Origin of the sequence: Paenisporosarcina sp. HGH0030 (genome assembly GCF_000411295.1) — a bacterium.
In the GTDB taxonomy this organism is placed as follows: domain Bacteria; phylum Bacillota; class Bacilli; order Bacillales_A; family Planococcaceae; genus Paenisporosarcina.
Genome location: NZ_KE150421.1, coordinates 1499214 through 1525218, shown reverse-complemented (window position 1 = coordinate 1525218; position 26005 = coordinate 1499214). Strand labels below are relative to the sequence as shown.

At 40.5% G+C, this 26005-nt stretch carries 23 protein-coding genes; 21 read left to right on the top strand and 2 right to left on the bottom strand.

Annotated features, from left to right (window positions below; genetic code table 11):
• From prfB to HMPREF1210_RS07525, 12 genes are all read left to right on the top strand, one after another.
• Positions 1–1102 (top strand): peptide chain release factor 2 gene (gene prfB, locus HMPREF1210_RS07580; protein ID WP_147640335.1). Its coding sequence is split into 2 segments (ribosomal slippage): positions 1–72 and positions 74–1102, totalling 1101 coding nucleotides; the frame shifts between segments, so codons are not numbered across the junction.
• A gap of 362 nt (positions 1103–1464) precedes the next feature.
• The gene (locus HMPREF1210_RS07575; protein ID WP_016428057.1) at positions 1465–2328 is read left to right on the top strand and encodes a YitT family protein; all 864 of its coding nucleotides are present in this window, start codon (positions 1465–1467) and stop codon (positions 2326–2328) included.
• Between the two features lie 51 nt (positions 2329–2379).
• The gene (cccB, locus tag HMPREF1210_RS07570) at positions 2380–2721 is read left to right on the top strand and encodes a cytochrome c551 (protein WP_016428056.1); all 342 of its coding nucleotides are present in this window, start codon (positions 2380–2382) and stop codon (positions 2719–2721) included.
• A 291-nt stretch (positions 2722–3012) separates the two neighbouring features.
• Positions 3013–3699: a cell division ATP-binding protein FtsE gene (gene ftsE, locus HMPREF1210_RS07565; protein WP_016428055.1), complete on the top strand. Its 687-nt coding sequence runs from the start codon at positions 3013–3015 to the stop codon at positions 3697–3699.
• Positions 3689–4573: a permease-like cell division protein FtsX gene (gene ftsX / locus HMPREF1210_RS07560; RefSeq protein ID WP_016428054.1), complete on the top strand. Its 885-nt coding sequence runs from the start codon at positions 3689–3691 to the stop codon at positions 4571–4573. The genes ftsE and ftsX overlap by 11 nt, the downstream gene beginning before the upstream one ends.
• 24 nt (positions 4574–4597) lie before the next feature.
• Complete coding sequence (locus HMPREF1210_RS07555; protein ID WP_016428053.1) at positions 4598–5905, top strand: murein hydrolase activator EnvC; 1308 nt, start codon at positions 4598–4600, stop codon at positions 5903–5905.
• 137 nt (positions 5906–6042) lie between these two features.
• The gene (locus HMPREF1210_RS07550) at positions 6043–6696 is read left to right on the top strand and encodes a hypothetical protein (protein ID WP_016428052.1); all 654 of its coding nucleotides are present in this window, start codon (positions 6043–6045) and stop codon (positions 6694–6696) included.
• Positions 6693–7268 (top strand): redoxin domain-containing protein, encoded by a 576-nt coding sequence (locus tag HMPREF1210_RS07545; protein WP_016428051.1) that lies wholly within the window; start codon positions 6693–6695, stop codon positions 7266–7268. Before HMPREF1210_RS07550 ends, HMPREF1210_RS07545 begins: the two co-directional genes overlap by 4 nt.
• A 383-nt stretch (positions 7269–7651) precedes the next feature.
• Complete coding sequence (locus tag HMPREF1210_RS07540; RefSeq protein ID WP_036659439.1) at positions 7652–9085, top strand: S41 family peptidase; 1434 nt, start codon at positions 7652–7654, stop codon at positions 9083–9085.
• Between the two features lie 81 nt (positions 9086–9166).
• On the top strand, positions 9167–10336 hold the full coding sequence (locus HMPREF1210_RS07535; protein ID WP_016428049.1) for a PDZ domain-containing protein: 1170 nt from the start codon (positions 9167–9169) through the stop codon (positions 10334–10336).
• A gap of 10 nt (positions 10337–10346) precedes the next feature.
• Positions 10347–10592 (top strand): CsbA family protein, encoded by a 246-nt coding sequence (locus HMPREF1210_RS07530; RefSeq protein ID WP_016428048.1) that lies wholly within the window; start codon positions 10347–10349, stop codon positions 10590–10592.
• Between the two features lie 251 nt (positions 10593–10843).
• Entirely contained in the window at positions 10844–11080 is a 237-nt protein-coding gene (locus HMPREF1210_RS07525; RefSeq protein WP_016428047.1) for a glutaredoxin family protein, read from the top strand.
• Between the two features lie 135 nt (positions 11081–11215).
• Here HMPREF1210_RS07525 and HMPREF1210_RS07520 read toward each other — a convergent pair whose 3' ends face one another.
• Both HMPREF1210_RS07520 and HMPREF1210_RS07515 read right to left on the bottom strand, forming a co-directional pair.
• On the bottom strand, positions 11216–11524 hold the full coding sequence (locus HMPREF1210_RS07520; RefSeq protein ID WP_016428046.1) for an AzlD domain-containing protein: 309 nt from the start codon (positions 11522–11524) through the stop codon (positions 11216–11218).
• On the bottom strand, positions 11524–12210 hold the full coding sequence (locus tag HMPREF1210_RS07515; RefSeq protein WP_016428045.1) for an AzlC family ABC transporter permease: 687 nt from the start codon (positions 12208–12210) through the stop codon (positions 11524–11526). The genes HMPREF1210_RS07520 and HMPREF1210_RS07515 overlap by 1 nt, the downstream gene beginning before the upstream one ends.
• A gap of 76 nt (positions 12211–12286) precedes the next feature.
• On the opposite strand from HMPREF1210_RS07515, the gene HMPREF1210_RS07510 reads away from it, so the two are divergent.
• From HMPREF1210_RS07510 to HMPREF1210_RS07470, 9 genes are all read left to right on the top strand, one after another.
• Positions 12287–12844 (top strand): helix-turn-helix domain-containing protein, encoded by a 558-nt coding sequence (locus tag HMPREF1210_RS07510; RefSeq protein WP_016428044.1) that lies wholly within the window; start codon positions 12287–12289, stop codon positions 12842–12844.
• 58 nt (positions 12845–12902) lie between these two features.
• Positions 12903–13541, top strand: a complete 639-nt coding sequence (locus HMPREF1210_RS07505; RefSeq protein ID WP_016428043.1) for a TVP38/TMEM64 family protein — start codon at positions 12903–12905, stop codon at positions 13539–13541.
• The gene (gene lepB / locus HMPREF1210_RS07500) at positions 13538–14110 is read left to right on the top strand and encodes a signal peptidase I (protein WP_016428042.1); all 573 of its coding nucleotides are present in this window, start codon (positions 13538–13540) and stop codon (positions 14108–14110) included. Before HMPREF1210_RS07505 ends, lepB begins: the two co-directional genes overlap by 4 nt.
• A gap of 96 nt (positions 14111–14206) precedes the next feature.
• Positions 14207–17701, top strand: a complete 3495-nt coding sequence (addB, locus tag HMPREF1210_RS07495) for a helicase-exonuclease AddAB subunit AddB (RefSeq protein WP_016428041.1) — start codon at positions 14207–14209, stop codon at positions 17699–17701.
• On the top strand, positions 17685–21407 hold the full coding sequence (gene addA, locus HMPREF1210_RS07490) for a helicase-exonuclease AddAB subunit AddA (protein WP_016428040.1): 3723 nt from the start codon (positions 17685–17687) through the stop codon (positions 21405–21407). The genes addB and addA overlap by 17 nt, the downstream gene beginning before the upstream one ends.
• 2 nt (positions 21408–21409) lie before the next feature.
• A complete protein-coding gene (locus HMPREF1210_RS07485) occupies positions 21410–22567 on the top strand; it encodes a DUF418 domain-containing protein (RefSeq protein WP_016428039.1) in 1158 nt (385 codons plus the stop codon).
• 76 nt (positions 22568–22643) lie between these two features.
• The gene (locus HMPREF1210_RS07480; protein WP_016428038.1) at positions 22644–23546 is read left to right on the top strand and encodes a fumarylacetoacetate hydrolase family protein; all 903 of its coding nucleotides are present in this window, start codon (positions 22644–22646) and stop codon (positions 23544–23546) included.
• A gap of 295 nt (positions 23547–23841) precedes the next feature.
• Positions 23842–24213, top strand: coding sequence for a YisL family protein (locus HMPREF1210_RS07475; protein ID WP_016428037.1), 372 nt, complete (start codon positions 23842–23844; stop codon positions 24211–24213).
• Positions 24214–24469: 256 nt separating this feature from the next.
• The gene (locus tag HMPREF1210_RS07470) at positions 24470–25927 is read left to right on the top strand and encodes an alpha-amylase family glycosyl hydrolase (protein WP_016428036.1); all 1458 of its coding nucleotides are present in this window, start codon (positions 24470–24472) and stop codon (positions 25925–25927) included.
• Positions 25928–26005 lie beyond the last annotated feature (78 nt).

Below are 26005 nucleotides of genomic sequence, written 5' to 3'. Positions count from 1 at the left end.
ATGGAATTATCAGATGTACGTAATGAATTAGACAGAACAGCTTCAAAATTATCCGACTTTAGGGGGTCTCTTTGACTTAGAAAACAAAGAGGCAAGAATTGCTGAGTTGGATGAAAATATGTCGATGCCTGACTTTTGGAATGATCAACAAGCAGCGCAAGTGGTCATCGGTGAAGCAAATGGATTAAAAGAAATTGTGAACGAATATAACGAATTGCTTGATACCCAGGAAAACTTAGAAATGACATTGGAATTGTTACGCGAAGAACCTGACGAGGAATTGCAAGAAGAACTCAGCAGTGAAATGAAAGAGTTTACTGCGAAATTGGGCGATTTTGAACTGCAATTATTACTGAGCGAACCGTATGATAAAAACAATGCCATTCTTGAACTTCATCCTGGAGCAGGAGGAACGGAGTCTCAAGATTGGGGCTCCATGCTACTGCGCATGTATACACGTTGGGGCGAGAAGCGTGGCTTCAAAGTGGAGACACTCGATTATTTACCTGGTGACGAAGCTGGAATTAAGTCCGTCACACTAGGCTTTAAAGGCCACAATGCATACGGCTATTTGAAAGCTGAAAAAGGGGTTCATCGTTTAGTACGAATTTCTCCTTTCGATTCTTCTGGCCGACGTCATACTTCTTTCGTATCCTGTGAAGTTATGCCTGAATTTAATGATGAAATCGAAATTGACATTCGTACGGAAGATTTGAAAATCGATACGTACCGTGCCAGTGGTGCAGGTGGTCAGCATATCAATACGACTGACTCCGCTGTCCGTATCACTCATTTACCTACAGGTGCAGTCGTTACGTGTCAACAAGAACGTTCTCAAATCAAGAACCGTGAAAAAGCAATGACGATGTTAAAAGCGAAATTGTATCAATTGAAAATCGAAGAACAAGAAGCTCAGATGCTCGAAATTCGAGGGGAGCAAAAGGAAATCGGTTGGGGATCTCAAATTCGTTCATATGTCTTCCATCCTTATTCAATGGTAAAAGATCACCGTACAAATGCTGAAAGTGGCAATGTGCAAGGTGTAATGGACGGCGATATCGATTTGTTCATCAATTCCTACTTGCGATCAAAAATGAATTAAGGCAAAAACGGACATCCTACAGAGGTGTCCGTTTTTTTATGGTTCTGTAAACTCTTACGAAGGATAAAAAAGCTCAGTTAATTTTTGCTGTTTTGCTCCATATCCCTAAACAACAACAAAGAAATAATACATAGCTTACTAAAATTAAGGGAAAACAATTAAGTAGGTGGTTTTCATACTTGTTAGCTCATGCGGAACATGCGGCCAGCGCAAATGTACGATAAATCAACGTATATATTACAATTGCGACGAAAAGAAAATTTTCATACAGGCTCACTTTAACATGATGAAGTTCACACACTATATATCCTCTGCTATACTTCATTAGGGAAAAATGGACATAATAGAAAGAAGGAAATTTTATGAATAGAAAAACACGGGTAGAGCCACATCCTATTTTGGCTTCCGTTTTAGAATATATGTATATCATCGCCGGTGCCGCTATTATCGCTGTAGGTTTTAACGTTTTCTTATTGCCGAACGAAGTGGCATCTGGCGGAGTTAGTGGAATCAGTACGATTTTAAAAGGATTGTTCAATTGGAATCCAGGATATGTGCAATACGCATTTAATATTCCTTTATTTATTGCAGGAGTAATTTTTCTTGGTAAACAATTCGGCGCACGTTCACTAGTCGGAACACTTACGCTTCCCATGTTTGTCCTACTAACTGCAGGATGGGAACCCGCAACATTAAATCCGTTACTCGGGGCACTATTTGGCGGGATTTCAGTAGGAGTTGGATTGGGTATTGTCTTCCGAGGACATGCATCAACTGGCGGAACAGATTTAGCGGCTCAAATTTTAGCGAAGTACACCGGATTTACCCTTGGAACTAGCGTTATGCTGATTGACGGACTGATTGTTCTTTCTGCAGCCCTAGTTTTCGATATTGAAAAAGGATTATATGCTCTGATTGGTCTATTTGTGACAACCAAAACCATTGATATTATTCAACTTGGATTCAGCCAATCGAAAATGGTTTACATTATTACGAATAAACAGGAAGAATTACGGGATGCTATTTATACCGAAATAAATCGTGGTGTAACCAAGCTTCCGGCAGTTGGTGGCTATACCGAACAAGAACGACCAATGCTACTTGTTGTGGTTTATCAAACCGAATTCACGAAATTGAAACAATTAGTTAAAATGGTTGATCCATCAGCATTTGTCATTGTTTCAGATGCCTACGAAGTACTCGGTGAGGGTTTCAAACGTCCATAATTTAGGTATACTTAAAAAGTATATATAAACTATTTTGAGGGAGGGAACAAGATGAACAAAAAATTTCTTGCAGCTATTTTTGGTTCTGCACTAATGCTTGCCGCATGTGGTGGTGGAAATGATGAAAAACCGACGCCAACCAATGATGAAAATGGCGGAGAAGTAACTGATACACAGGATGCTGAAAAAATTGTACAGGGTAATTGCACAAGCTGTCACGGTGGTAATTTAGAAGGGCAAGGCAACTTCCCAAATCTGACAGATGTGGGATCCCGCCTTACTGAAGAGGAAATTTTACAGGTAATTCAAAAAGGCCGTGGTCAAATGCCTCCGAACATTATTGAAGGCGCAGAAGCTGAAGTAGTTGCCGAATGGTTGGCTAATAAAAAATAATTTGTAATAAACAAAGACCAATGACTGTTTATGTCATTGGTCTTTGTTTTTGTCAAAAAAGTGTCGAACTAAAAGGAGGATTTCAGGAACCTAATGCCGAATTTTAGTATTTAATAGGTCGAAATATCGTGTTGAATTTTAGGGATAAAGAACTAATGAGGAGGTATCACAAGGTTTCTGTCTAAATTTTGTAATAGTACTGTAATAAAATTTTGTCGACAAACTTGATATAATGAGCTTGTCGGAAAAAATTTCGAACAGCTAGGAAAAAACATAGGTGGTTACAAAAATATGATTTCAATGAAAAATGTCTACAAAAAATATCCAAACGGCATTGTTGCTGCAAACGGAATTAATGTAGAAATCAAACAAGGTGAATTTGTATATGTTGTAGGTCCAAGTGGGGCTGGTAAATCTACATTTATCAAAATGATGTACAGAGAAGAGCGTCCTACGAGTGGAGATATACTAGTAAATGGCATAAACTTGGCGACATTGAAGTCGAAAAAAGTTCCATATTTAAGAAGACAAATAGGTGTTGTCTTTCAAGATTTTAAATTATTACCGAGATTGAATGTTTTTGAAAATGTAGCATTTGCTTTAGAAGTAATTGAAGAATCGCCAAAAGTGATTCGTAAACGTGTTATGGAAGTTTTGGATTTGGTAGGGCTTAAACATAAAGCTCGTATGTTCCCAACTGAGCTGTCTGGTGGAGAACAACAGCGAGTATCGATTGCCCGGTCCATTGTCAACATCCCAAAAGTGATGATTGCGGACGAGCCAACTGGAAACTTAGATCCTGAAACTTCTTGGGATATCATGAATTTGTTCGAGGAAATCAATCGTCGTGGGACAACCATTATAATGGCCACCCATAATAAAGAAATTGTTAATACAATCAAACATCGAGTAATTGCAGTTGAAGGCGGACTCGTCGTACGTGATGAAGTCGGAGGTGACTACGGTTATGAAAGCTAGGACTGTAGGACGTCATTTCCGTGAAAGTTTTAAAAGTCTCGGCCGAAATAGCTGGATGACTTTTGCATCTGCCAGTGCAGTGACTGTCACGTTGTTGCTTGTCGGCGTATTCGTAATGATCATGATGAATTTAAGTAAAGTGGCTGATGATTTAGAAAAAGATGTTGAAATAAAAGTGTTGCTTGAACTTACTGCAGATGACAAAGCTGCAACGCAATTAGAAAAAGATATTAAAGAATTAGATGGTGTTGCAACAGTCGTCTATTCAACAAAAGAAGCTGAATTAAAAGATTTAATAAAAGATTTCGGAGCGACAATGGGATTGTCCGATCAAAATAACCCGCTTCGTGCAGCCTACTACGTGAAGGCTGAAAACCCTCAGGAAACTGAGAAAGTTGCTCAACGAATAGATCGTCTTAAAAACACCTATTCTGTCGAATATGGTGAAGGAAAGATTGAGAAACTATTCAGTTTCCTGAATGTTGCTAGAAATATAGGTTTAGTATTAATCCTAGCGTTACTATTTACTGCGATGTTCCTAATTTCGAATACAATCCGTATCACAATTGTTGCACGTCGACGTGAAATTGAAATTATGAAACTGGTAGGGGCGTCAAATTGGTTTGTTCGTATACCGTTCGTTTTAGAAGGAATGTGGATCGGAATCCTTGGTGCAATATTGCCAATAACTCTCGTCACTTTACTTTATTACAACTTATATCACGCTGTTCAACCTTATTTGAAAGGCGAATTGTTTAATTTATTACCACTTACTCCATTTTTGTATCAAGTTAACGGCCTCATTTTATTGATGGGCATTTTCATTGGTGTGTGGGGAAGTTTTATGTCAGTACGTAAGTTTTTACGCGTTTAAACGCGAGCTTGAAAGGGGCAGAACATGAGAAAGAAACAATCTAAATGGATGGCAGTTTCCATTGCAACAGTATTGGGGTGTTCATTATTTATGACACAACCTGCGGATGCATTGGCTAACTCCTTGAACGATTTGAAAAATGAACAGAAACAATTGGATCATAAAAAATCACAATTGAATTCGACTATTAATCAGAAAAAAGGCGATATTTCAGAAAATCAATCGGACCAAGAAAAATTGCTTGCTCAAATTCAAGCTCTCGATAGCAAAATTATTGAGACAAATAGCGAAATAGATCGTGTGCTTGGAGACATTAAACGCACGAACTTAGAAATTGAAAAATTGCATGAAAGTATTACGGTTTTAGAAAAGAAAATCGCTGATCGTGACGAGTTAATTAAAGAGCGTCTTCGCTCCGTTCAGGAAAGTGGCGGTTCCGTCAATTATCTTGATGTGTTACTTGGAGCTAGCAGTTTCTCAGATTTCATTGACCGTTTCTCAGCTGTAAATACGCTAATGGATGCAGACCGCAAGATTTTGGAAGAACAGGCTGCAGATAAAAAGTCATTGGAAGCGCAGAAATCTTCGGTTGAAGAAAAATTGGCTCAACAAAAGACAAGCCGTGATAAATTAGTAAGTCTTAAATCAAATCTTGATTCCCAAAAAGCTTCAAAAGGTAGATTAGTAGACCAACTAGAAGCGGAACAAGGAAAATTAATCCAACAAAAGAATTCACTTGAAAAAGAATATTCTGAAACACTCGAAATCAGTAAAGCGGTAGAGAGTAAAATAGTAGCTGAACAAGAGAGATTAATCGAAGTTGCACGTCAAGCTGAAATCGCACGCAAGAAAAAAGATGCTGCTGAACGCAATAAACATAATTCTTCAAATTCAAATGGAACACCTCCACCAGTAGTATCTTCTGGTGATTGGACACGCCCTGCTGCAGGACGTTTCTCTTCCACTTTCGGTGGTCGTAATATCGGATCAGGCGCGGAATTCCATTACGGCAGTGACATTGCAAACAGCATCGGTACACCGATTGTCTCAGCAGCGGATGGCATTGTTTCTCATGCAGGGCCAATGGGAACATACGGAAATGTAATTATGGTTACACATTCTATTAATGGTCAAATTTTCACGACTGTCTACGCGCATTTAAGTGGATACAATGTAAGTTCAGGTCAATCAGTCTCTAAAGGACAAATGATAGGTAGAATGGGAAATACTGGTCGTTCGACTGGACCTCATTTACATTTTGAAGTTCATGAAGGACCTTGGAATAGTGAACGTTCAAATGCGGTCAATCCGATTCGTTATGTATCATTCTAAAGTAAGTCAATTGAGCTCACTCTCAGGTAAACTGAGTGTGAGCTTTTTTATTGACGTTCACAAGCATATTTCTCCACATATTAAGTAGTTTGATATACGATATAGGGTATATTTGGAATGTCTTGAGGAGTTGAAAAGTGTTGCCGGTAACGGATTGGTTTATTATCAAGTCTCTAACAATTCCTTCATCGTGGATAGCAATACTTTTGGCGTTATTTATTACGGGAATCGTATTAAGGATGAAATTTGGGAAAGATACAGTAGATTGGTTTTCGGATGCAGCAATACTCTTTTTAATTGTATGGAAATTTAGTGTAGTGTTTACTGATTTTGATATGATTGTTAAATACCCACTTGGGATTCTTTATTTCAATGGGGGTGAAACCGGCTTCTACATTGCATTGGTTATAGCACTTAGTCGTTTAGTATGGCAAATAAGAAGCAGAGGTTTGTCTGAACGCGAGTTTGGCGCGATGCTTATTGGGTTCGTTTTGTTGCAATCTTTGTATCAATTCCTTATGGTTATTATGAATGAAGCGGAAATTTGGCAGAAACTGATAACAATTGTTATTTTTACTGGAATGACTACCTTAACCTGGAAGAAAGCATTTGCATCAAATGTTTGGAGATTACAATTGCTTACGCTCTTTTTATTTACACATATCCTTGCGGCCGTTTTACAGCCTGAAGGCGTGTTCCAAAGTCCGCTGATGGTCACGGTACTATTCGTGATTTGCGGTTTTACCGTTTCTATATTATTGAATAAACAACAAATGGAGGAGAACAAATGACCAAAAAAGTATTTGGACTCGTGATACTTGCTGTTCTTATAACGATTGTCATCGCGACGATGGTGAAAAATAACATCGATGAGGCAAAGTCCTTTGAAAATGAACAATTAGGTATCGAAATGACAGGTGTTGCTGCATCCGAAGGATTGAATAAAGGCGATACAGCACCAGATTTTGAATTAACAACACTTGATGGGAAAAAAGTGAAGCTCTCTGACTATCAAGGGAAAAAAGTAATCGTTAATTTCTGGGCGACGTGGTGTCCTCCTTGTAAGGCCGAAATGCCTCATATGCAAAATTACTATGAAGATTTCGCAGAAGAAGAAAATGTGGAAATATTAGCTGTCAATCTAACAAGCGGAGACAGTGAAGAGAAAGTGAACGATTTTGTACGGGACTACGGGCTGACTTTTCCGATTCCTATGGATACTGAAGGTGCCGTTGGTCAAACCTTTGAAGCCATCACTATACCTACTTCATATATGATTGATACTAAAGGCCGCATTCAGAACAAGATTGTAGGACCGATGGATGACCAAATGATTAAAGATTTTGTGTCTAATTTAGAATAAAAATGCTCTGTTAATAGGTATGGATGTTTATCGTACATTTGCGCTTGCCGCACGTTCCGCATGAGACCCACAAGTATGAAAAACACATACTTGTGGGTCTCATTTTTCAAAAGTACTGCTCCTGCGGTTACTCGTCGCAAAGAATAGGACTGCTCCTGCGGTTACTCGTCGCAAAATACAATTTTGTGTCAACGCCTTCGTGACCAACATCCTGTTGGCCCGAGGAGGCTTGCCAGTTCGTCCGTGGAAGGGGCACAGATTCCTTCTTTCTTAAAATCAACCTTGAAAAATAACATAGCCAATAAAAATAAATCTGGCTTATTCTTGTCCTATCGTCACCTATTCGTTCATACACTGAAACGAAGAAAGTAGGGGGCGATTTTTTGAGACGAAGCAGGGTTTTTTTGTTTGGTTTTTTAGTGATTTTGATTCTTCTATTCCTCATTTTTTGGGCGCCTTTTAAAAAGGACAAGGTGGCAAGTGTACCAATCAGCCAACTGTCACCGATAGATCAGGCTTATGAACGTATCTTGGCAAGTTCTGTTCATCCCGTCGAGGGGAAACAATTGATTGAAGGTGCATTACGGGGAATGGCAGATACACTTGGAGATCCTTATAGCAAATACATGACCAAAGAGGAAGCAAAGGCTCACCGTGAATCCTTATCGGACGAACGCGTGGGAATAGGGCTGGAGATTGTAGAAAATAAAGGTCGATTTATAGTTGTGACACCGATGAAAGAATCACCTGCTGAAAAAGCAGGAGTTAAACCGTATGACGAAATTGTAAGAGTAGATGGGAAGCGAGTAGAGGGAAAAAGCTTAGCTGATTTGCTGTCGGCCATAAAAGGAAAAAAAGGAACCAATGTCTCATTAACGGTCTTCAGAGAAACGGAAGATCGACATGTGGAATTAAAGATGACCAGATCCGCACTTCAGATACAAACGGTGACTAGTGAGATAATTGAACAAGATAGTTCTTCGATTGGCTATGTAAGCATCTCCGTGTTTGGAGAAAAAACAGCAGAAGAATGGGAAACGCAAACCCGCACACTCGTAACACAGGGAATTGATGGATTATTGATAGACGTGCGTGGTAATCCAGGAGGATATTTACATAGTGTAGAACAAGTAATTGGCACCATGTTGAAAAGCGGGCAAATCTTTGCTTACATGCAAGATTCAAAAGGTGCACTCGAGCCATTGGCCGTAAAATCAACAAATGAAGATGACTATACAAAAGTTATGAAAAAGATTCCGATTGTATTATTACAGAACGAAGGTAGCGCCTCTGCAAGTGAAGTGTTGAGTGGTGCTTTAAAATCCAACCAACGGGCACTAATCGCCGGTTCCAAGAGTTTTGGAAAAGGCACCGTGCAAGAAACATGGGAGTTAACAAATGGGGGAGAAATGAAGTTATCTTCGCACAAATGGTTAACACCTAAACAGCAGTGGATTCATGGAACTGGGATTAAGGCGGATTTTGAAGTGAAAGCAAGCGAACTTTACCAGCTCGAACCCCTTCCGATGAGTGGAACTTATCAAGTAGGAGATTTTAATGTAGATGTACAGTATGGCCAAAAGGTACTGAAGGCATTAGGATTCCCTGTTACAAGAGTCGATGGCTATTTCGATGAAGATACAGCAAGAGCCGTGAAATCTTTCAAGGAACAAAAGAAACTCAAGGCAGAAGCGAAAATGGATATCGTTTTTTATAAAGAAGTCAGAGAGACCATTATGACCTATAAATCAAGCAAGAAACATGATAATCAGCTTCAAATGTCTCTAGGCTATTTATTCCACTCTATTCAAAAGTAGAAAAAACCTATACGCATTCCATCAACGGTTTGTTACAATGGAAAGAAATGCACGAACCGTTGATTGGGTGGTGATTCGTAAATGTGGCAAGAAATTGGACTAGAATTGATTAAGGGAATCGGAAAATTTTTTATTAATCCATTATTTTATGTGGCAATCTGTTTTGCGGTGCTTCTAGGATACGTACGCGTAAAGAGGGAACGACGTTCATTCCGTACACGGATTCTTTGGGGTTGGACAGAGGTTAAGAGAATGTTCACGGATATATGGATGTATGCACTGATTTTATCCTTACTCAGTACAGGTATTGGTCTGACGCTTACGACAGATTGGGTGGTAACGTTCAGTTTGATCAGTGCGATTATTGTCGTACTTTTTATGTATCAGATTGGATCGCCCGTCATTTCTGCAGCGCTTGCAACTTGCGCATTGTGGATTGGCTATGAAATGAATACTAGTTTTTCAATTTTGAATTTCGAATGGGTCGGGGATCGCAATTGGATTGAACTGTCTTTGCCTGTCAGTCTGTTAATGGGGGCAGCGGTAATTGCAGAGGGGTTGCTAATCCGAAAAACAGGTGCTGAATCGGCATCTCCTATATTGGAAAAATCGGCACGTGGTTTGACATCTGCCAGTTATTTATCAAAACGACTGTGGTTGTTGCCTGTATTGGGCATTGTACCTGGAAGTGTAGTACCGGATTTCATGACTTATTGGCCACAATTTACACTTGGAAATGAAACGTTTGCTTTTGTGTTATTTCCAATTGTAATCGGGTTCCAGCAAAAAGCACGCAGGACACTCCCTGTGAATTTATATCCGAAGTTAGGTAAAGCCGTCATCATCGTTGGGGTGGCCACAATAGGTTTATCACTCATTGCTTATTGGCTACCAATTGTCGCGGCTATTAGTTTAGCTCTAGGTGCTTTTGCAAGAATAGGGGTATGGATGTATTTTGCCATAAAGGAAAGACAAGGAAATTACGCCGTTTCTCCACAAGATTCAGGTGTGATGATTGCAGGCGTATTACCGGAATCTCCAGCGGATAAGATGGGACTTGTTATTGGAGAATGTATCCGCAGGGTTAACGGGCAGATGGTCACGAATGAACGGGAATTATATGAAGCGATTCAAATAAATGCTGCACATTGCCGACTTGAAGTATTGGATCATCAAGGTGAAGTCAGATTAAGACAACATGTTATTTATCGTCACGATCATCATCGACTCGGTTTATTGGTTGTAAGATAGGAGAGCAATAATGGAATCAATGTTTACAAAAATACTATTTGCATTATTTTTACCAGGACTGCTCGTCGTACTGTTTACAAGAATCACATTTTCACATATCGTTGCTTTAATTTTAACCGTAGCTCTTATAACCGCCTCCGTCTATGTCGGGTATACGCATACATGGCTGTTATTTATTGTTGATGCATTATCATTGACAATCGGATTTTGGTACGCGACACGTATGATGGAACGAGGAAAAAGACAGGATGATTAACAAAACGTCTTTACACTTATGTGTAGAGACGTTTTTTTTGTGGGAAACATTGTGAATACTAATTATTTGAACTTGTAGACCCCTAGTAGTATATTGTAAATAAAATGTGGATTTTCATAAAAACTGGAGGGAAAGTAAATGTATTTTCAATCTCATTTTTTATGATAAATTAGCAAGACAAGCGAAAATATTAAACATTTAACTGGCAATTATGTTGCTTATAAAAAAGCATAATATCGGAGGTATACAAAATGAAACCACAAATTACTGTTTATTCAACCAACACATGTCCATATTGCGACATGATGAAAAGTTTCCTGAAACAAAATGAAATGGAGTTCACGGAAGTGAATGTTCAAGCAGATCCTATAGCAGCACAAAAATTAGTGGAAACAACTGGGCAAATGGGAGTTCCACAAACAAATATTAACGGTCAATGGGTTTTGGGATTCGATCCGGATCGAGTTCTGGAACTTGTAAAAGCTTAAAAAGGGGATTTGTTAAGGGACTGCCTAGTTTATCTTACATTTGCGCTAGCCGAACATATAATGAATTGAAGTATAATAAAAAGCGAATAGCTATGATGCTATTCGTTTTTTGTCATATAATCCAAATATATTACATCAACCTATCAAACCATATATCGCCAGAACAGCAATGGACCCCATGACAACGATAATTACATTCGCTCCAGCAAATGCTAGTGTAAAAGCGGCAAGTGCACCAATAAGCCCGAATAACATATTTCCTTCCTGTACAAACAACATAGCGGGAAAGATCAGTGCGCCCAAAACAGCGTAAGGAATATTACGCAGTATTCCGCTGACAATGGGAGGCAATTCTCGGCCTTCCAGAAATGTTAGTGGAAATGCGCGTGGTATATAGGTGACCACAGCCATTCCAAGTAACATCCACCAGTACGATTTTTCCATTAACTTGCACTTCCTTTCTTCGCATACAGCATTTCAACCAAAATGGCTGAACCGAGCGTCGCTACTAAAATGGACCATCCTGTTGAAAGGAGGCCGCTCCAATACAAAGCACTGTGAATCACTGCACCGAAGAAAGCCAGCAGCATCACTTTACGGTTACCTTTCATGGATGGAACGAGCAGTCCGACAAACATTGCGTATAAAGCAATCGACATGGCTGCTTGAAGGAACTCGGGTAAATTGGCACCAATGACATGACCTATAGCAGTGAAGACCACCCAGCTGCCGTAAGAAATCAGAATAACACCGGCTGCAAAAGGAGTCCGGATTTTGTCGGCTTTATTTGTTGCTAATACGGAGAACGTTTCATCCGTCACCCCAAACGCATATATGGCTTTTTTCCAACGTGCTTCAGGTTGCATCTTTTCATTTAATGAGGCCGTCATAAGAAAGTGTCGGATATTGACAACAAACGTATTAAGAACAATTAAGATAGGGTCTACACCTGTTGATATCAGAGTTAACGATATGTATTGTGCAGCACCAGCAAAAACGAATATACTCATGGCTGTTGCTTCCCACATAGACAACCCGGTTGTTTTTGCTAGTAATCCAAAGGTTAATGCGATAGGAAAGTAGCCAATGGCAATGCTTAACCCAGCTCTTATTCCATTCATAAATGTCATTGGTCGAATTCCTCCCGCTTCAAAGTTTAATATATTATACATCTGTATGGTAAAGTAAACAATAAGAGGTGAAGAGATGGAACAGATGAGACGTAATTTAGGCCTACAATTAAAAATGATACGACAACAACGCGGGATGAGTTTAGATGATATAGCCAAACTGACGGATGTAAGTAAAGCACAATTGGCGCAAATGGAAAAAGGTGAATCCAATCCTACGGTTTCTACCATTTGGAAAATTGCAGACGGACTTAAAATCAGCTTCTCATCTTTATTGCAACCACCGAGGCTGAATGCAAAAAAAATATCACCTACAGATATTCCTTTTTTAACAGAAGACGAAGGCCGTTACCGTGTATTTTCCATTATTCCGTATGATCCAAAACGGGGCTGGGAGTTTTATCGGATTGAAATGGATCCTTTATGTTCTTATGAAAGTGCCCCTCACCTGAAAGGTGTCGAGGAATCGCTTACAATAGTAGATGGACAACTGAAAGTCATCCTTGAAAGTGAACAAGTTGATTTACTAAAAGGAGACACACTTGTTTTTTCCGGAAATCAGACACATCGGTATGTGAATAATAGCGAAGAAACGACGGTCATTCATTTAATCATCCATTATCAGTATGTTTGATGTTGGCAGTCGACGGGGAAACTGAAGGATAACTATAATTTTTTTGAGGATGAGGAACATGTTCGATTGGTTAACAACTGAAAATTTATTGGAACTAACAAGGGACTATCGTTCACTGGGACCTCTCATTGGCTTCCTGTTACCATTTTTAGAAGCATTTTTACCGTTTTTACCTCTATTTGTATTCGTTTTTGCAAATGCTAGCGCATATGGTTTATGGATAGGGTTTTTATTATCGTGGGCGGGGACAGTTGTGGGTTCATATTTAGTTTTCATACTGGTTCGAAAATATGGACGGGCGCGCTTTCTTCGTTTCATGACTAAACACGAACGTGTTCAAAAATTAATCCATTGGGTTGAGACCCATGGTTTCGCTCCATTATTTTTGCTGTTATGTTTTCCTTTTACCCCGTCAGCATTAGTCAATTTGGTAGCAGGATTGTCTAACATGAAAAAGAATTCTTATTTATGGACATTGTTGGCTGGGAAATTTGTGATGATTTTGACAATCAGCTTCATCGGTTATGATATCAAAGCCCTAATTACACAGCCGATACGGACTGCTATAGTCATTGGCGTAATCATTTTGCTTTGGTTCATCGGAAAACAAATTGAACGTCGATTGAATGCACGGGTGGAAGCTAACTTTTTATTGGTTCAAAAAGAACGACAGGAAGGGAAGGGGCCAACGGTTTGACTTCAATGAAAAAAGAGGCATGGGAATGGTTAAAAGCGATTGTCATCGGAGTAATGATCATTGTCATCATTCGTTCATTTCTTATCACGAATTATGCCGTCTCTGGCCATTCGATGGAGCCTACACTCCACAATTTGGATAAAGTACTAGTGAGTAAAATTTCGTATTCCGTTGGTGATATTGATCGACTGGATGTTTTGGTTTTTCATTCCGCTGACAATGAAGATTTTGTAAAACGAGTCATTGGAATACCAGGAGATGTCCTCACGTACAAGAACGATAAGCTCTTTATCAACAACCAAAGAGTGGAAGAACCGTATTTGCAGTCATATGATGCCTATCAAAACCCCGACGACCGATTAACAGAGAACTTTACGCTTGAAGGAATCACTGGGGCAGTACGTATTCCCCCTGATTCGTATTTTGTTCTTGGTGATAATCGCAGACAAAGTTTGGACAGTCGTTATTTTCAATTCGTCAACAAAGAAGATATCGTTGGAAAAGTAGTCGCAAGGTACTGGCCACTTGAATCAGCAACGATGAATTTCTCAGGTGAAAATCCCGAATAATTTCCCCCTCTTGCAGTAGTTAGGTACAATAGAGGGAAGGAAAATATTCGGGATTTTGTTTGTTTTTTATACATGATTTAATAGGGGGGCATGGATGTGTCATTACGATTAATTACCGGACGAGCTGGTGTAGGGAAATCTGAATTCATGCGGCATGAAGTAACTGAAAATGCCATGAGTAATCCACTGGGTGCGCCTATATTTTTTGTGGTACCTGACCAAATGTCCTTTTCCACTGAATTTGCACTTTCAGCAATGGATCATTCAAAAGGAATCATCCGTACACAAGTCACTACATTCAAACGACTGGCTTGGCGTGTATTACAGGAAACAGGAGGGATAAGCCGTCAGGAAATCAGTGGATTCGGCTACCGCATGTTAATCCGCCGATTGCTTGAAGAACACAAGGAAGAGTTCTCTCTTTTTAAGCAAGCTGCCAATAAACGAGGATTTACTAACCAGATGGAAATGCTGTTAAAGGAGTTCACCCGATACTGCCTTGACGGTACAACTTTAATTTCTCTTGAGGAATCTCTTAAACAACTGAATGCCCCGCGTACTTTACAAGATAAGTCACATGACTTGTCGGTTTTGTTGCGTGCTTTGGAGGAACGGCTTGGAACTGCTTATATTGACAGCGAAGGTTACTATGCTTTGCTGTCCAAGCAAATTGTTCAATCGGAATTAATTGCTGAGGCGGACGTTTATATTGATGGTTTTGTGACGATGACAACCCGGGAATACGAAATTATCGGAGAACTGATTAAACATGCGAAACGCGTCACCATTGCACTGCCTTTGGATGATGAAAGCCTTGATTTGATGGATGAGCAGTCATTATTCCACAGTGCTGCTAAGACTGCAGAACGTTTAAAGGAAGTGGCACGTACTGAATCCGTAGCAATTGAACCTTCAATCCATTTAAACGAAAACAAGCGTTTTATGACAAATGAGATTAAACATATTGAAGCGAACTTACATAGTTATCCCGTACCATCCATTGACGATCATAATCATGTACTTGTGGTTGAAGCGGACAGTAGAAGGGCAGAAATTCACGCAGTTGCAAGACATATCCGAAGTCTTGTTCGTGACGAACAGCTTCGCTATCGTGATGTTGCGATTTTATATCGCCAACCCGAAGTGTACGATGAATTGATTGAAACCACATTTGCTCAATACGATATTCCTGTATTCATCAATCGGAAAAAGGCCATGCTTCATCATCCATTGGTCGAATTCAGTCGTTCTGTTTTTGAAGCAGTTTTAAATGATTTTCAATATGAGCCAATGTTCAGGGCCATCAAAACGGATTTGTTCTTCCCGCTACAAGCAAATAAAAGAGTATGGCGTGAACGCGCAGATCGTTTAGAGAATTTCGTGATTTCACAAGGGATTTATGGCGAACGCTGGTCGGATGAACGACGCTGGCTCGTGAAAAAATACCGTGGACTTGAATTTCATTCAAAAGTTCAAACAGATGAAGAACGTGCTATCCAAGCTGACATAACTGCAGTGAGAAACATCGTTTTGACCCCTCTTCAGGAGTTTAGACGGAAAATAGAGGCATGCGGGACAGGAAGAGACGTCGCACAGGCACTATTTGAATTAATCGAAGAGTTACAGATTTACGATAAGCTGCAAGGGTTAAAAGATGAGGAAAATGAACAGGGGCGTCTTTTGCTAGCTACCGAGCATGACCAGGCCTGGTCACAGTGGGTAGATGTACTGGATCAATTTGTGTTGATGTTTGGTGATGAAAAACTGACTCCTAAAGAAAGCTTGCTACTATTGGAAGAAGGTTTTGACACGTTGGAGTTCTCCCGCATTCCACCGTCACTCGATCAAGTGACCGTAGCAACGGTTGATTTATCCCGATTGTCCGATATTCGGGCAGCATTTGTCATTGGCGTCAATGACGGGGTATTTCCAAAACGACTCGAACAGGAAGGGTTGCTTTCGGATACCGAGCGGGAATGGTTTATGCAAATTGGCTTTGAGCTGGCTCCGACGTCAAAAATGCGTCTGATGGACGAATCCTATATGGCGTACCGAGCGGTGACAACAGCTTCCGAAAAACTGTTTGTGTCATACGCTGTTGCGGATGAAGAAGGGAAAGCACTGCTTCCTTCGACATTCATCAAACGATTGCAGCAATTGTTGCCGAAAATCGAAGTGGAACTGGCTGTCATTGATCCGGCTGTTTTGAAAGACAGTACAGATTACTATATCCAACATCCTCGGGCAACTTTGCCATACCTTGCCACTAAATTAAAACAAGCGGCTGTTGAAGGAAATCTGGAGGAAGAATGGCAGGCGGTTGCTTCCTATTATGAAAATGATCCATTTTGGCATAGCGTTTTCGAACGGATTATTCGACCACTGACGAATCCAATAATCGCAGAGCGTCTGGACCGTGAAACGACCAATGCATTGTATGGGGATACGTTCATATCCAGTGTGTCACGTGTCGAGAAATATTACAGTTGTCCTTTTGCACATTTCGCAACGTATGGTTTGCGCTTGGAAGAACGCGCAGAATATTTACTAGAAGCCCCGGCCATCGGAGATTTATTCCATGCCGCTTTGAAATGGATTTCTGACGAAACGAAGCGATTGGGGTTAACTTGGGCACAGCTTTCAACTTCTCAGGCTTGGGAATTGGCGAGACAAGCAGTAGAAGAAATTTCGCCATTTTTTGTCCATCAAATTTTACTCAGCACAAAAAGATATACCTATATTCAACGTAAACTCGTCCAGATTTTGCAACGCACCATGACGACTTTACGTGATCATGCTAGTGTCTCGACTTTTGTTCCAATCGCGATAGAAACTGGTTTTGGTCCTGGAGAAGAATTGCCCACATTGGAAATCCCATTGAAAAATGGTCACGCCATGAAAATGCGTGGTCGTATAGACCGCGTGGACGCAGCTGTTGTGGATGGCCAGCCATTTGTGCGAATCGTTGATTACAAATCGTCCGCTAAAGGACTCGATTTAAATGATGTGTATTATGGAATTTCCCTGCAGATGCTTACGTATTTGGATGTGGCTGTCAGTAACTCGGCAATTTGGTTAGGTGAAGATGCCAGTCCGGCAGGTGTTTTATATATGCATGTTCATAATCCAATGTTGAAATTGGCTAAAGAGCTTTCTGACATGGACCTTGCGGAAGAAGTATTTAAGAAGTATAAAATGCGCGGTTTATTGATAGACGATGCCAACGTCTTAAGTGAAATGGATACGGAAATAGCAGGCACTTCAAAAGTAATACCAGCCCGCATCAATAAAGACGGCTCAATATCCAAATCTTTTTCGAAAGTTGTGTCCACACAGGACATGGCGAATTTGCGGACATTTGTACGTAAAAAGCATCAGCAAGCCGGAGATGGGATGCTCGCTGGCGATACACGGGTTCTGCCCTACAGGATGAAGGATAAAACAGCATGCGACTATTGTAATTTCCGTAGTGTATGCCAGTTTGATCCTACAGATCCTGACCAGCACTATCGTAAACTGTCGGTAGGTACACCAGAAGAAGTCACGCAACGAATTAAAGAGGAGGTCTCACCTGATGCTGATACCAATTAAACCACAAGATGTTACATGGACTGACGCTCAGTGGCGCGCCATTTTTGCAGAAGGACGTGACATACTCGTTTCAGCAGCAGCTGGCTCAGGAAAAACGGCTGTCCTGATTGAACGTCTAATCCAAAAGATGATTCGTGAAGATAATCCGATTGATGTGGATGAGCTTCTCGTTGTGACATTTACCAATGCATCGGCGGCCGAAATGCGACACCGGATGGCGGAAGCGCTGGAAAAAGCGCTTGTGAAAAATCCGAATTCCAGTCATTTAAGAAGACAATTGAGTCTATTGAATAAAGCGCAAATCTCGACACTTCACTCTTTTTGTTTATCCATTGTTAAGCAGTACGCTTACATCCTCGATTTGGATCCGGGATTCAGACTGGCAAACGAAGCGGAAGCAGCTCTAATTCGTGATGATGTATTGGCTGCGATATTGGAGTCGGCGCATAAAGCGGAAAATCCTGAAGCGCTGTACAGACTTGTTGACAGTTTCACGACAGACCGGGACGATCAAATGATTGAAACGTTGATTGATAAATTATATGACACAGCAAGTGTACATCCGGAACCGAAGAAATGGTTACAGTCAATCCCACAAAGCTATAATGTGCCTGACGATATGGTAATCGATGATCTGCCCTTTATCGGAGCGCTTAAACTGACCATCCAGCATGCTATGGAAGAAGCGTATGCGATGACGGAAGAGATTCGTCAATATGCGTTGCTTCCGGCAGGTCCAGCTCCTTACGGGACCACAGTGGAACAAGATCAACTCGTAATTGCTGAAGCGATTCGTCGTATTTCCACACAATCGTGGCAGTCGACTTTTGACTTCTTCCAAACGTTGAAATTTGCGACGGCTGCCCGTATCCCGAAAGATACGTTCGACGACGAACTCGTTCAAAAAGCGAAAGATAAACGTGATCAATTGAAGAAACGCGTCAATGGTGTGAAAGAAGCCTATTTCACACGAACACCAGCAAGATTATTGCAGGAAATGAGAATGATGCACCCTCTGCTAGTAACATTGGTGGAACTGACATTAACTTATGGTGACCAATATCGTTTGGCAAAAAGTGAGCGAGGGTTAGTCGATTTCTCGGATTTGGAGCATTTTGCCTTGCAAATATTGACGGAAGAAGAAGATGGCCAACTTGTTCCTTCAAGCACGGCCCAGGACATCATGATGCAGTACAAAGAAGTTCTGGTGGATGAATATCAGGATACAAACCGTTTGCAAGAAACCATTTTACAGATTGTCAAAACCGGTACGGAAGCAAATGGCAATATGTTCATGGTAGGTGACGTCAAACAATCGATTTATCGTTTCCGCTTGGCTGAACCGATGTTGTTCCTGGAGAAGTACTTGAAGTTTACGACAGAACCGCAAAATACAGGTGTGAAAATCGATTTAAATGCCAACTTCCGAAGTCGCGCGGAAGTTTTGGATGCAACCAATTTTATATTTTCTCAAATCATGGGGAAACGAGTTGGGGAAATTCAGTACGATGAAGCGGCAGCCTTAAAAGCAGGAGCTCCGTATCCGGATCAGCCATCTTCAGTAGAGCTTACGATTCTGTCTCAGCAAACGGAAGATGTCGATGAAGGTGCGAGTGAAGACGAAGAAATCAATGAAGAAATCTTAGAAATTGACGAGTTGAAAAAATCCCAGTGGGAAGCTCGCTATATCATCCGAAAAATTCGCTCATTAATGGATCAGAAAACGATGGTCGTCGATGCGTGGACAAAAAAAGAACGTCCACTTGAATACCGGGATATAGTGATCCTGACGAGATCTATGACTTGGTCAGCTGATCTAACGGAAGAATTCAAGCAGGCGGGCATTCCGTTATATGCTAACCTTTCAAAAGGTTATTTTGATGCGCTTGAAGTGATGATTATGTTGAATACCCTGCGTATTGTCGATAATCCATATCAGGATATTCCCCTGGCTTCGGTGCTAAGGGCACCATTTGTCGGGTTAACGGAAGCAGAGCTTTCCCATATCCGTCTATCCGCTCCTAAAGAACCATTTTATGAAGCACTTAAAAACTTCGTCCGAATGGGTGGCAGTGGCATCGCTTCCGAAACAGCTGAAAAGCTGCAGCGATTCTTCCTTCATTATGAAGAATGGCGTGATTTGGCACGACGGGGATCATTGGCAGATTTAATCTGGCGAATTTATATGGATACCCACTATTACGAAATGGTCGGCGCCATGCCAGGAGGAAAACAAAGACAAGCGAACTTGCGTGCGTTGCATGACCGTGCACTGTCTTATGAAAAATCGTCCTTCCGTGGACTTTTCCGCTTTTTGCGATTTATCGACCGAATGAAAAAGCGTGGAGACGACTTGGGAACAGCACGTGCAATGAGTGAAAAAGAAAACGTCGTCCGTTTAATGACAATCCATTCTTCCAAGGGACTTGAATTTCCTTATGTGTTCATTGCCGGTCTTGGCCGTGACTTCAATCAAATGGATTTCAATGAACTGTATTTATTTGATCAGACGTTCGGTTTGGCTGTAAAAGCAGTGGATCCGGATAAACGAATTTCCTTTACATCACTGCCATTTTTGGCCATGAAAGAAAAGAAGCAGCTGGAGCTGAAGTCGGAAGAAATGCGGGTTTTATACGTAGCGATGACACGAGCAAAGGAAAAGTTAATGCTCGTCGCGACTGTTAAGGATGCACAAAAATCGATTGACAAGTGGCAGGATATTTCCGCTTCCAGTGGCGATATGTTACCGGAATATGTACGTTCACGTGCGAAGGGGTTCCTGGATTGGATTGGTCCTGCCGTCGCTAGACATCATGACTTCGCGTTGTGGCAAGGACAGGTGGATTCAGATGCATTGCCACATCCATCGAAATGGTCGTTTGAAACGATTCATGTAGAAGAATTACGACAGGTCATTGCAATCGATACTACTTCAGAGCCGTCTGATGCCACGAAGCAAAAAGGAATTTCCCCGGAAATAATGAGTGAAGTGGAACGTCGATTCAATACAGTCTATATTCACGAGCGTTCAACCGTCAAACGTTCCAAGCAATCGGTAAGTGAACTGAAACGAATTGATCAACTGCGAAAAGAAGAAGAACCCGAATTTTTCAGGACGAAAGAAGTTCAGCAAGCCATTACCAGTGTTCATAAACGGCCTGCTTTTCTACAACAAGGGGAGCACAAACTAACTAGTGCAGAAATTGGTACAGCGATGCATACGGCCATGCAGCACCTCGATTTCAATTTACATCCTGGCAGGGAAATGATTGAATCCTTTATTCAACTGCATGCAGATCGTCAGTTGTTGACTACAAATGAAGCAAAAGCCATAAAAGTGAATGCCATTGAAAACTTCCTGCAATCACCGCTTGTGGACAGATTGCGTCATGCTTCCGAAGTCCTGCGTGAAGTACCTTTTACGTATGGTATGAAAGACGAGGATGGGGACATTCAAATTTTGCAGGGTATCGCAGATTGCTTATTCCAAGAAGAAGATGGACAGTGGGTATTACTCGACTATAAAACCGATCGAATTAAAGGTGTTTTCCATAACGAGACTTCGATTTTGCGGGAAATGCAGCATCGCTATGGTTTACAGCTGTCGCTCTATCAAAAAGCTATAGAAAATATTCTTTCCATCACCATCAAGGAAAAAATATTGTATTTGTTTGACTCGAATCAAATCATTGTATTGGAGGATTGAAGGTGAATTTAAGACCTACAGAATTACAGGAACGGGTCGTTGCAATCGATATGATGCGCGGCTTCTCACTCCTAGGGATTTTTATCGTCAATATGCTGGCGTTTCATACTCCCTATTACTACATAAATCCGTACACTTGGTATACAGATCTGAGTGATAAAGAAACGTTTCAATGGATAGATATAGTGTTACAAGGAAGTGTATATCCTTTATTTTCCATGCTATTTGGCTATGGATTGATGATGCAATTCCTTAAATCAAAGCAACGAGGAGGATCTTTCCTACCACTTGCAATACGCAGGTTAAGCGTATTATTGATCATCGGAATTCTACATGCTTTCCTTATTTGGTCAGGTGACATATTGATCACATATGCACTGAGTGGGTTTATTATCATTTTGTTGTTGCGACTTTCAAGTGGCTGGTTACTTGGAATTGCGTTACCTCTTTATCTCATACCGAACTTAGGTTTCTCGTTTTTACTTTATTACGCAGCGCAAACTGGCCAAGAATTTTATGCCGGTGTACAGGAGATTGAATCTTCTATCCTGGCATTTGGTTCTGGAAGCTGGACTGATATTTTCATTCAGCGGGCAGCCGATTGGAGCTATGCCAATATTGAGTCGGGGACCTTATTATTAATAGGTATAACGATTTTCCCTTATATGCTGCTTGGTGCTGCGGCGGCTAAAGCGAAATTGATTGAACGCACATCAGAGAAGAAGATTTTTTGGATTGGATTGACGGTACTAACATTGGCAGTGGGCTATTTCATCAAGTTCTTGCCTTTCACAAAAGAAGCGGACTTTTTCACAATGTATGTGCAAGATATATTTGGAGGTCCCTTGGTCGCTATTGGCTATGCAGGACTGATTGCACTGTTATGTCAATTAACTGTCTTCCGTAAGCTCTTCTCGCCTGTTGCTAAAGTTGGAAGAATGTCCATGACGACATATTTAACACAATCAGTCATTGCCACCACCATCTTTTATTCTTATGGGTTTGGCTTGTATGGCAAAGTGGATGTATTGACAGGAACTTGGCTAGCTGTCGGAATCTTTATCGTCCAAATAATATTCGCAGAAATCTGGTTATCCAAGTTTAAGCAAGGACCGATTGAAATGCTCTGGAAAAGAGCGACGTATGGAAAAATTAAATAAAAAAAATCGATGAAAAATTTGTCGAAGTATCGTAGACTGAATTAAACAAAATTTCATTCAGAGGGAGTGTCAGTGTATGAAAATCGTTTCTTTTCGTTATGAAGGTCAAATTCGTTTCGGTCCCAAGGTGAAGAAAGAAGAAGCCATATGGGACGTGGTGGCGATACAACAGACGCTCCAAGTGTTGCCCGATTTTCCTCAGACCATTGTTGATGGAATTGAAAAAGGAATGGATTTTGTTGAGCAGATGCGTAAGCTCGCAGATGCTGCTCTGAATTCTGAAGAGCCGAATCAATTCAAACGACCATTTACAAGCATCAAATGGCTATCTCCGATTCCACGAACACCGAAAAATATTTTTGGTGTGGGTCGAAACTATGCAGAGCATGCAAAAGAAATGGGTTCAGAAGCTGCACCAGAACATTTGATGATTTTCACAAAATCACCGACAACAATTGCAGCAGACGGAGAATTACTTTCAGTACATTCAGATGCCACTTCTTCATATGACTATGAAGGTGAACTGGCCGTTGTTATCAGTAAAAAGGGAGAAAATATTCCTAAAAAACTTGCTTATGATCATGTGTTTGGCTATACAATCGCAAACGATTTAACAGCGCGTGATTTACAGAAGAAACACCAGCAATTTTTCCTTGGCAAAAGCTTGAAAGGATCTTGTCCGATGGGTCCATATTTAGTGACGAAAGACGAGTTACCAAATCCGCAAAATCTATCCATTGTGACAAAAGTGAATGACGAAGTACGCCAAAATGGACATACAGATGATATGATTTTTTCTGTAGAAGAATTGATTACACAAATTTCTGCATTGGTAACACTTGAACCCGGAGATGTAATTTTGACAGGAACTCCTTCTGGTGTGGGAAAAGGCTTTAATCCCCCAAAATTTTTGGTAGCCGGTGATACAGTGAAGGTGTCTGTTGAAGGAATTGGCACATTGGTAAACCGATTTGAATAAAGATTTATTTAGGCTTTGTAACATCATGTTATTGAATAAGAGAATCTTCGTGACTCCTGCTGAAAAATGGATTGCCAAAACTCTTCAGTGAGAATAAACGAACGAAATGCAATTTTGTGGCAACACCTTCGTGACCAACATCCTGTTGGCCAGAGGTGGCTTGTCAGTTCGTCCGCGGAAAGGGAGCAGAGATTCACACTTTTTTTATAAATTGAAACTAGTAGGTTAAAAAGTTTATTAGTCAGCGAGATATGATACGATAGAATTGAACGATTAATTAGATGAGGTGACGATTTTGGATTTTTTAGCTAACACGCACTTACACATTACAGCTTGGGTACTAGGTATTATCTTGTTCTTTGTCTCTGTTTTACTTAAGACAGGCAAAGGACAAAAAATCACACATATGGTGTTACGTTTAGTTTACGTATTCATCATTTTGACAGGTGTGGCATTGTTCATGGTTGGCATGGATTCCGATATGGGCATGCTTTATGGATTTAAGTTCCTTGGTGGAATTTTAGTCATCGGCATGATGGAAATGATTTTGGTTCGTATGAAAAAACAAAAACCAACAATGATGTTTTGGGTATTATTGTTCGTGTTCTTGTTTATCACAATGTTCCTAGGGTTCTCATTACCATTAGGCAGCAGCTTTTTAGCATAAACAAAGGAAGAAACCACTTTACTTCATTTATTTGGAGTGAAGTGGTTTTTTTATTGCGTGATTTGAAGGTCAGTGGAGGGTTAGTTGGGAAATCTGGAGGTTTAGGTGGAATCGGACTCTTACAAGGTTCCTTGAGGTATCCATGTTATTTTTCACAGTTTTGACGTAAATACTACTTAAATCTTTGCTAATCATGGCGTGGCAATGTTCCGTTTGATAAAATAACGTAGGAAGATTCGTTAGAGGAGGACCTCAATTGAAAATAGATAAATGGATTCGTGCAACAATTGCAGCAACATTACTTATGGGTTTGATTGCCCCGTTAACTACACAGGCGGCATCAAAACAATCCATTCAAAACGAAAGTATATACGACTTACTAGTCGACCGCTATTTCAATAAAACAATTGAAAATGATTTTGAAGTTGATGCGAGGGAGCCCAGTGCATTTGCAGGTGGCGATTTCGAAGGTGTGGCGGAAAAATTGGATCACATCCAAAAGATGGGCTTTACGATGGTGTCTTTAGGACCCGTCTTTTCAACAGAGACATATGACGGGAAACGTGTCATGGATTACGGGCAACTAGAACGTCATTTTGGGACATCCGAAGAGCTTACAGCTTTGATCAAAAAAGCGCATAAAAACAACATGAGCGTCATGATTGATTTCCCGCTTCAAAATGTAAGTGCGAAGCACGTTTGGGCAAAAGATAAGGACAAGGCTTCCTGGGTACAATCCAATGAAGATGGAACGATCTCATGGGATTTAACAAATGAAGATGCACAAAAAGCGATTGAACAGGCAGCGCTTGATTTTGTAAAAAAATATAAAGTAGATGCCGTGCGATTGACTGAAATTGAAGGAATCGATTCTGCGTTTTTAAATTCATTGATCGAGAGCCTTAAAAAAGACAATGAACATTTATCTGTGCTCAGTTCCGAATCTAGTGAAGCTAAATTCGATGCCACATTAGTAAGTGGACAAGAAGATATGTATCGAAACATTTTCAAAAATGTAGATTTAGATTCAAAGGCATTGGAAGAAATATCGACTGAAAATCCAGTCATCCATCAAATTGATACGATCAATTCAAAACGATTCACCGCCAATGCGGCCGAAGAAAATATGTTTCCGCCTACACGTTGGAAAATGGCAATGGCTACTTTATTGTCAATGCCCGGTATACCAATGATGACTTACGGTTCTGAGATTGCAGTAAACGGAGAGAAGCCTCCAGCTTCTCACCCGATTATGGACTTTAAGACTGATGAAGAATTGATTGAATATATTGGAGATGTACAATCGCTTCGAAATGATTCAGCAGCATTTCGGACAGGTTCAATGGAAATGTTATATAACGAAGCCGGCTTGATGGTGTATGAACGTTCGAATGATGAGGAAACTTGGATTGTCGCCATCAACAATACAGGTGGTACTCAAAGCTTTGATATCCCACGAGAAGTGGTTGGCGATAATAAACAACTTCGTGGTTTAATTGAAGGGGATATTTTACGACAAAGAGATGATGGAAACTATCGTCTGGTAGTGGACAGAGAAATTGCCGAATTTTATCAAGTAACTGATGATAAAGGAATCAATAAAGGGTATTTAGCAGCTCTTGTTTTAGTCTACATTCTATTCATGTTCTTCATTTATCTTGTTTGGCGCAAAGGTAAGCAACGAAAATTAGATGAAAAGAAAAATATAGGATAGTTGTAATTCTATTGCATGGGACTGTATACCACCAGCAGCAAAATCGTGTACCCAATGATCAAGCCGGTTTTCCTATTA

Coding starts and splice junctions, on each gene's coding strand:
- HMPREF1210_RS07480 (WP_016428038.1), top strand. CDS start 22,644: ATGAAAATCGTTTCTTTTCGTTATGAAGGTCAAATTCGTTTCGGTCCC.
- HMPREF1210_RS07520 (WP_016428046.1), bottom strand. CDS start 11,524: ATGGAAAAATCGTACTGGTGGATGTTACTTGGAATGGCTGTGGTCACC.
- HMPREF1210_RS07535 (WP_016428049.1), top strand. CDS start 9,167: ATGTGGCAAGAAATTGGACTAGAATTGATTAAGGGAATCGGAAAATTT.
- addA (WP_016428040.1), top strand. CDS start 17,685: ATGCTGATACCAATTAAACCACAAGATGTTACATGGACTGACGCTCAG.
- ftsE (WP_016428055.1), top strand. CDS start 3,013: ATGATTTCAATGAAAAATGTCTACAAAAAATATCCAAACGGCATTGTT.
- HMPREF1210_RS07545 (WP_016428051.1), top strand. CDS start 6,693: ATGACCAAAAAAGTATTTGGACTCGTGATACTTGCTGTTCTTATAACG.
- ftsX (WP_016428054.1), top strand. CDS start 3,689: ATGAAAGCTAGGACTGTAGGACGTCATTTCCGTGAAAGTTTTAAAAGT.
- HMPREF1210_RS07510 (WP_016428044.1), top strand. CDS start 12,287: ATGGAACAGATGAGACGTAATTTAGGCCTACAATTAAAAATGATACGA.
- HMPREF1210_RS07505 (WP_016428043.1), top strand. CDS start 12,903: ATGTTCGATTGGTTAACAACTGAAAATTTATTGGAACTAACAAGGGAC.
- HMPREF1210_RS07525 (WP_016428047.1), top strand. CDS start 10,844: ATGAAACCACAAATTACTGTTTATTCAACCAACACATGTCCATATTGC.
- cccB (WP_016428056.1), top strand. CDS start 2,380: ATGAACAAAAAATTTCTTGCAGCTATTTTTGGTTCTGCACTAATGCTT.
- HMPREF1210_RS07530 (WP_016428048.1), top strand. CDS start 10,347: ATGGAATCAATGTTTACAAAAATACTATTTGCATTATTTTTACCAGGA.
- HMPREF1210_RS07515 (WP_016428045.1), bottom strand. CDS start 12,210: ATGACATTTATGAATGGAATAAGAGCTGGGTTAAGCATTGCCATTGGC.
- HMPREF1210_RS07555 (WP_016428053.1), top strand. CDS start 4,598: ATGAGAAAGAAACAATCTAAATGGATGGCAGTTTCCATTGCAACAGTA.
- HMPREF1210_RS07575 (WP_016428057.1), top strand. CDS start 1,465: ATGAATAGAAAAACACGGGTAGAGCCACATCCTATTTTGGCTTCCGTT.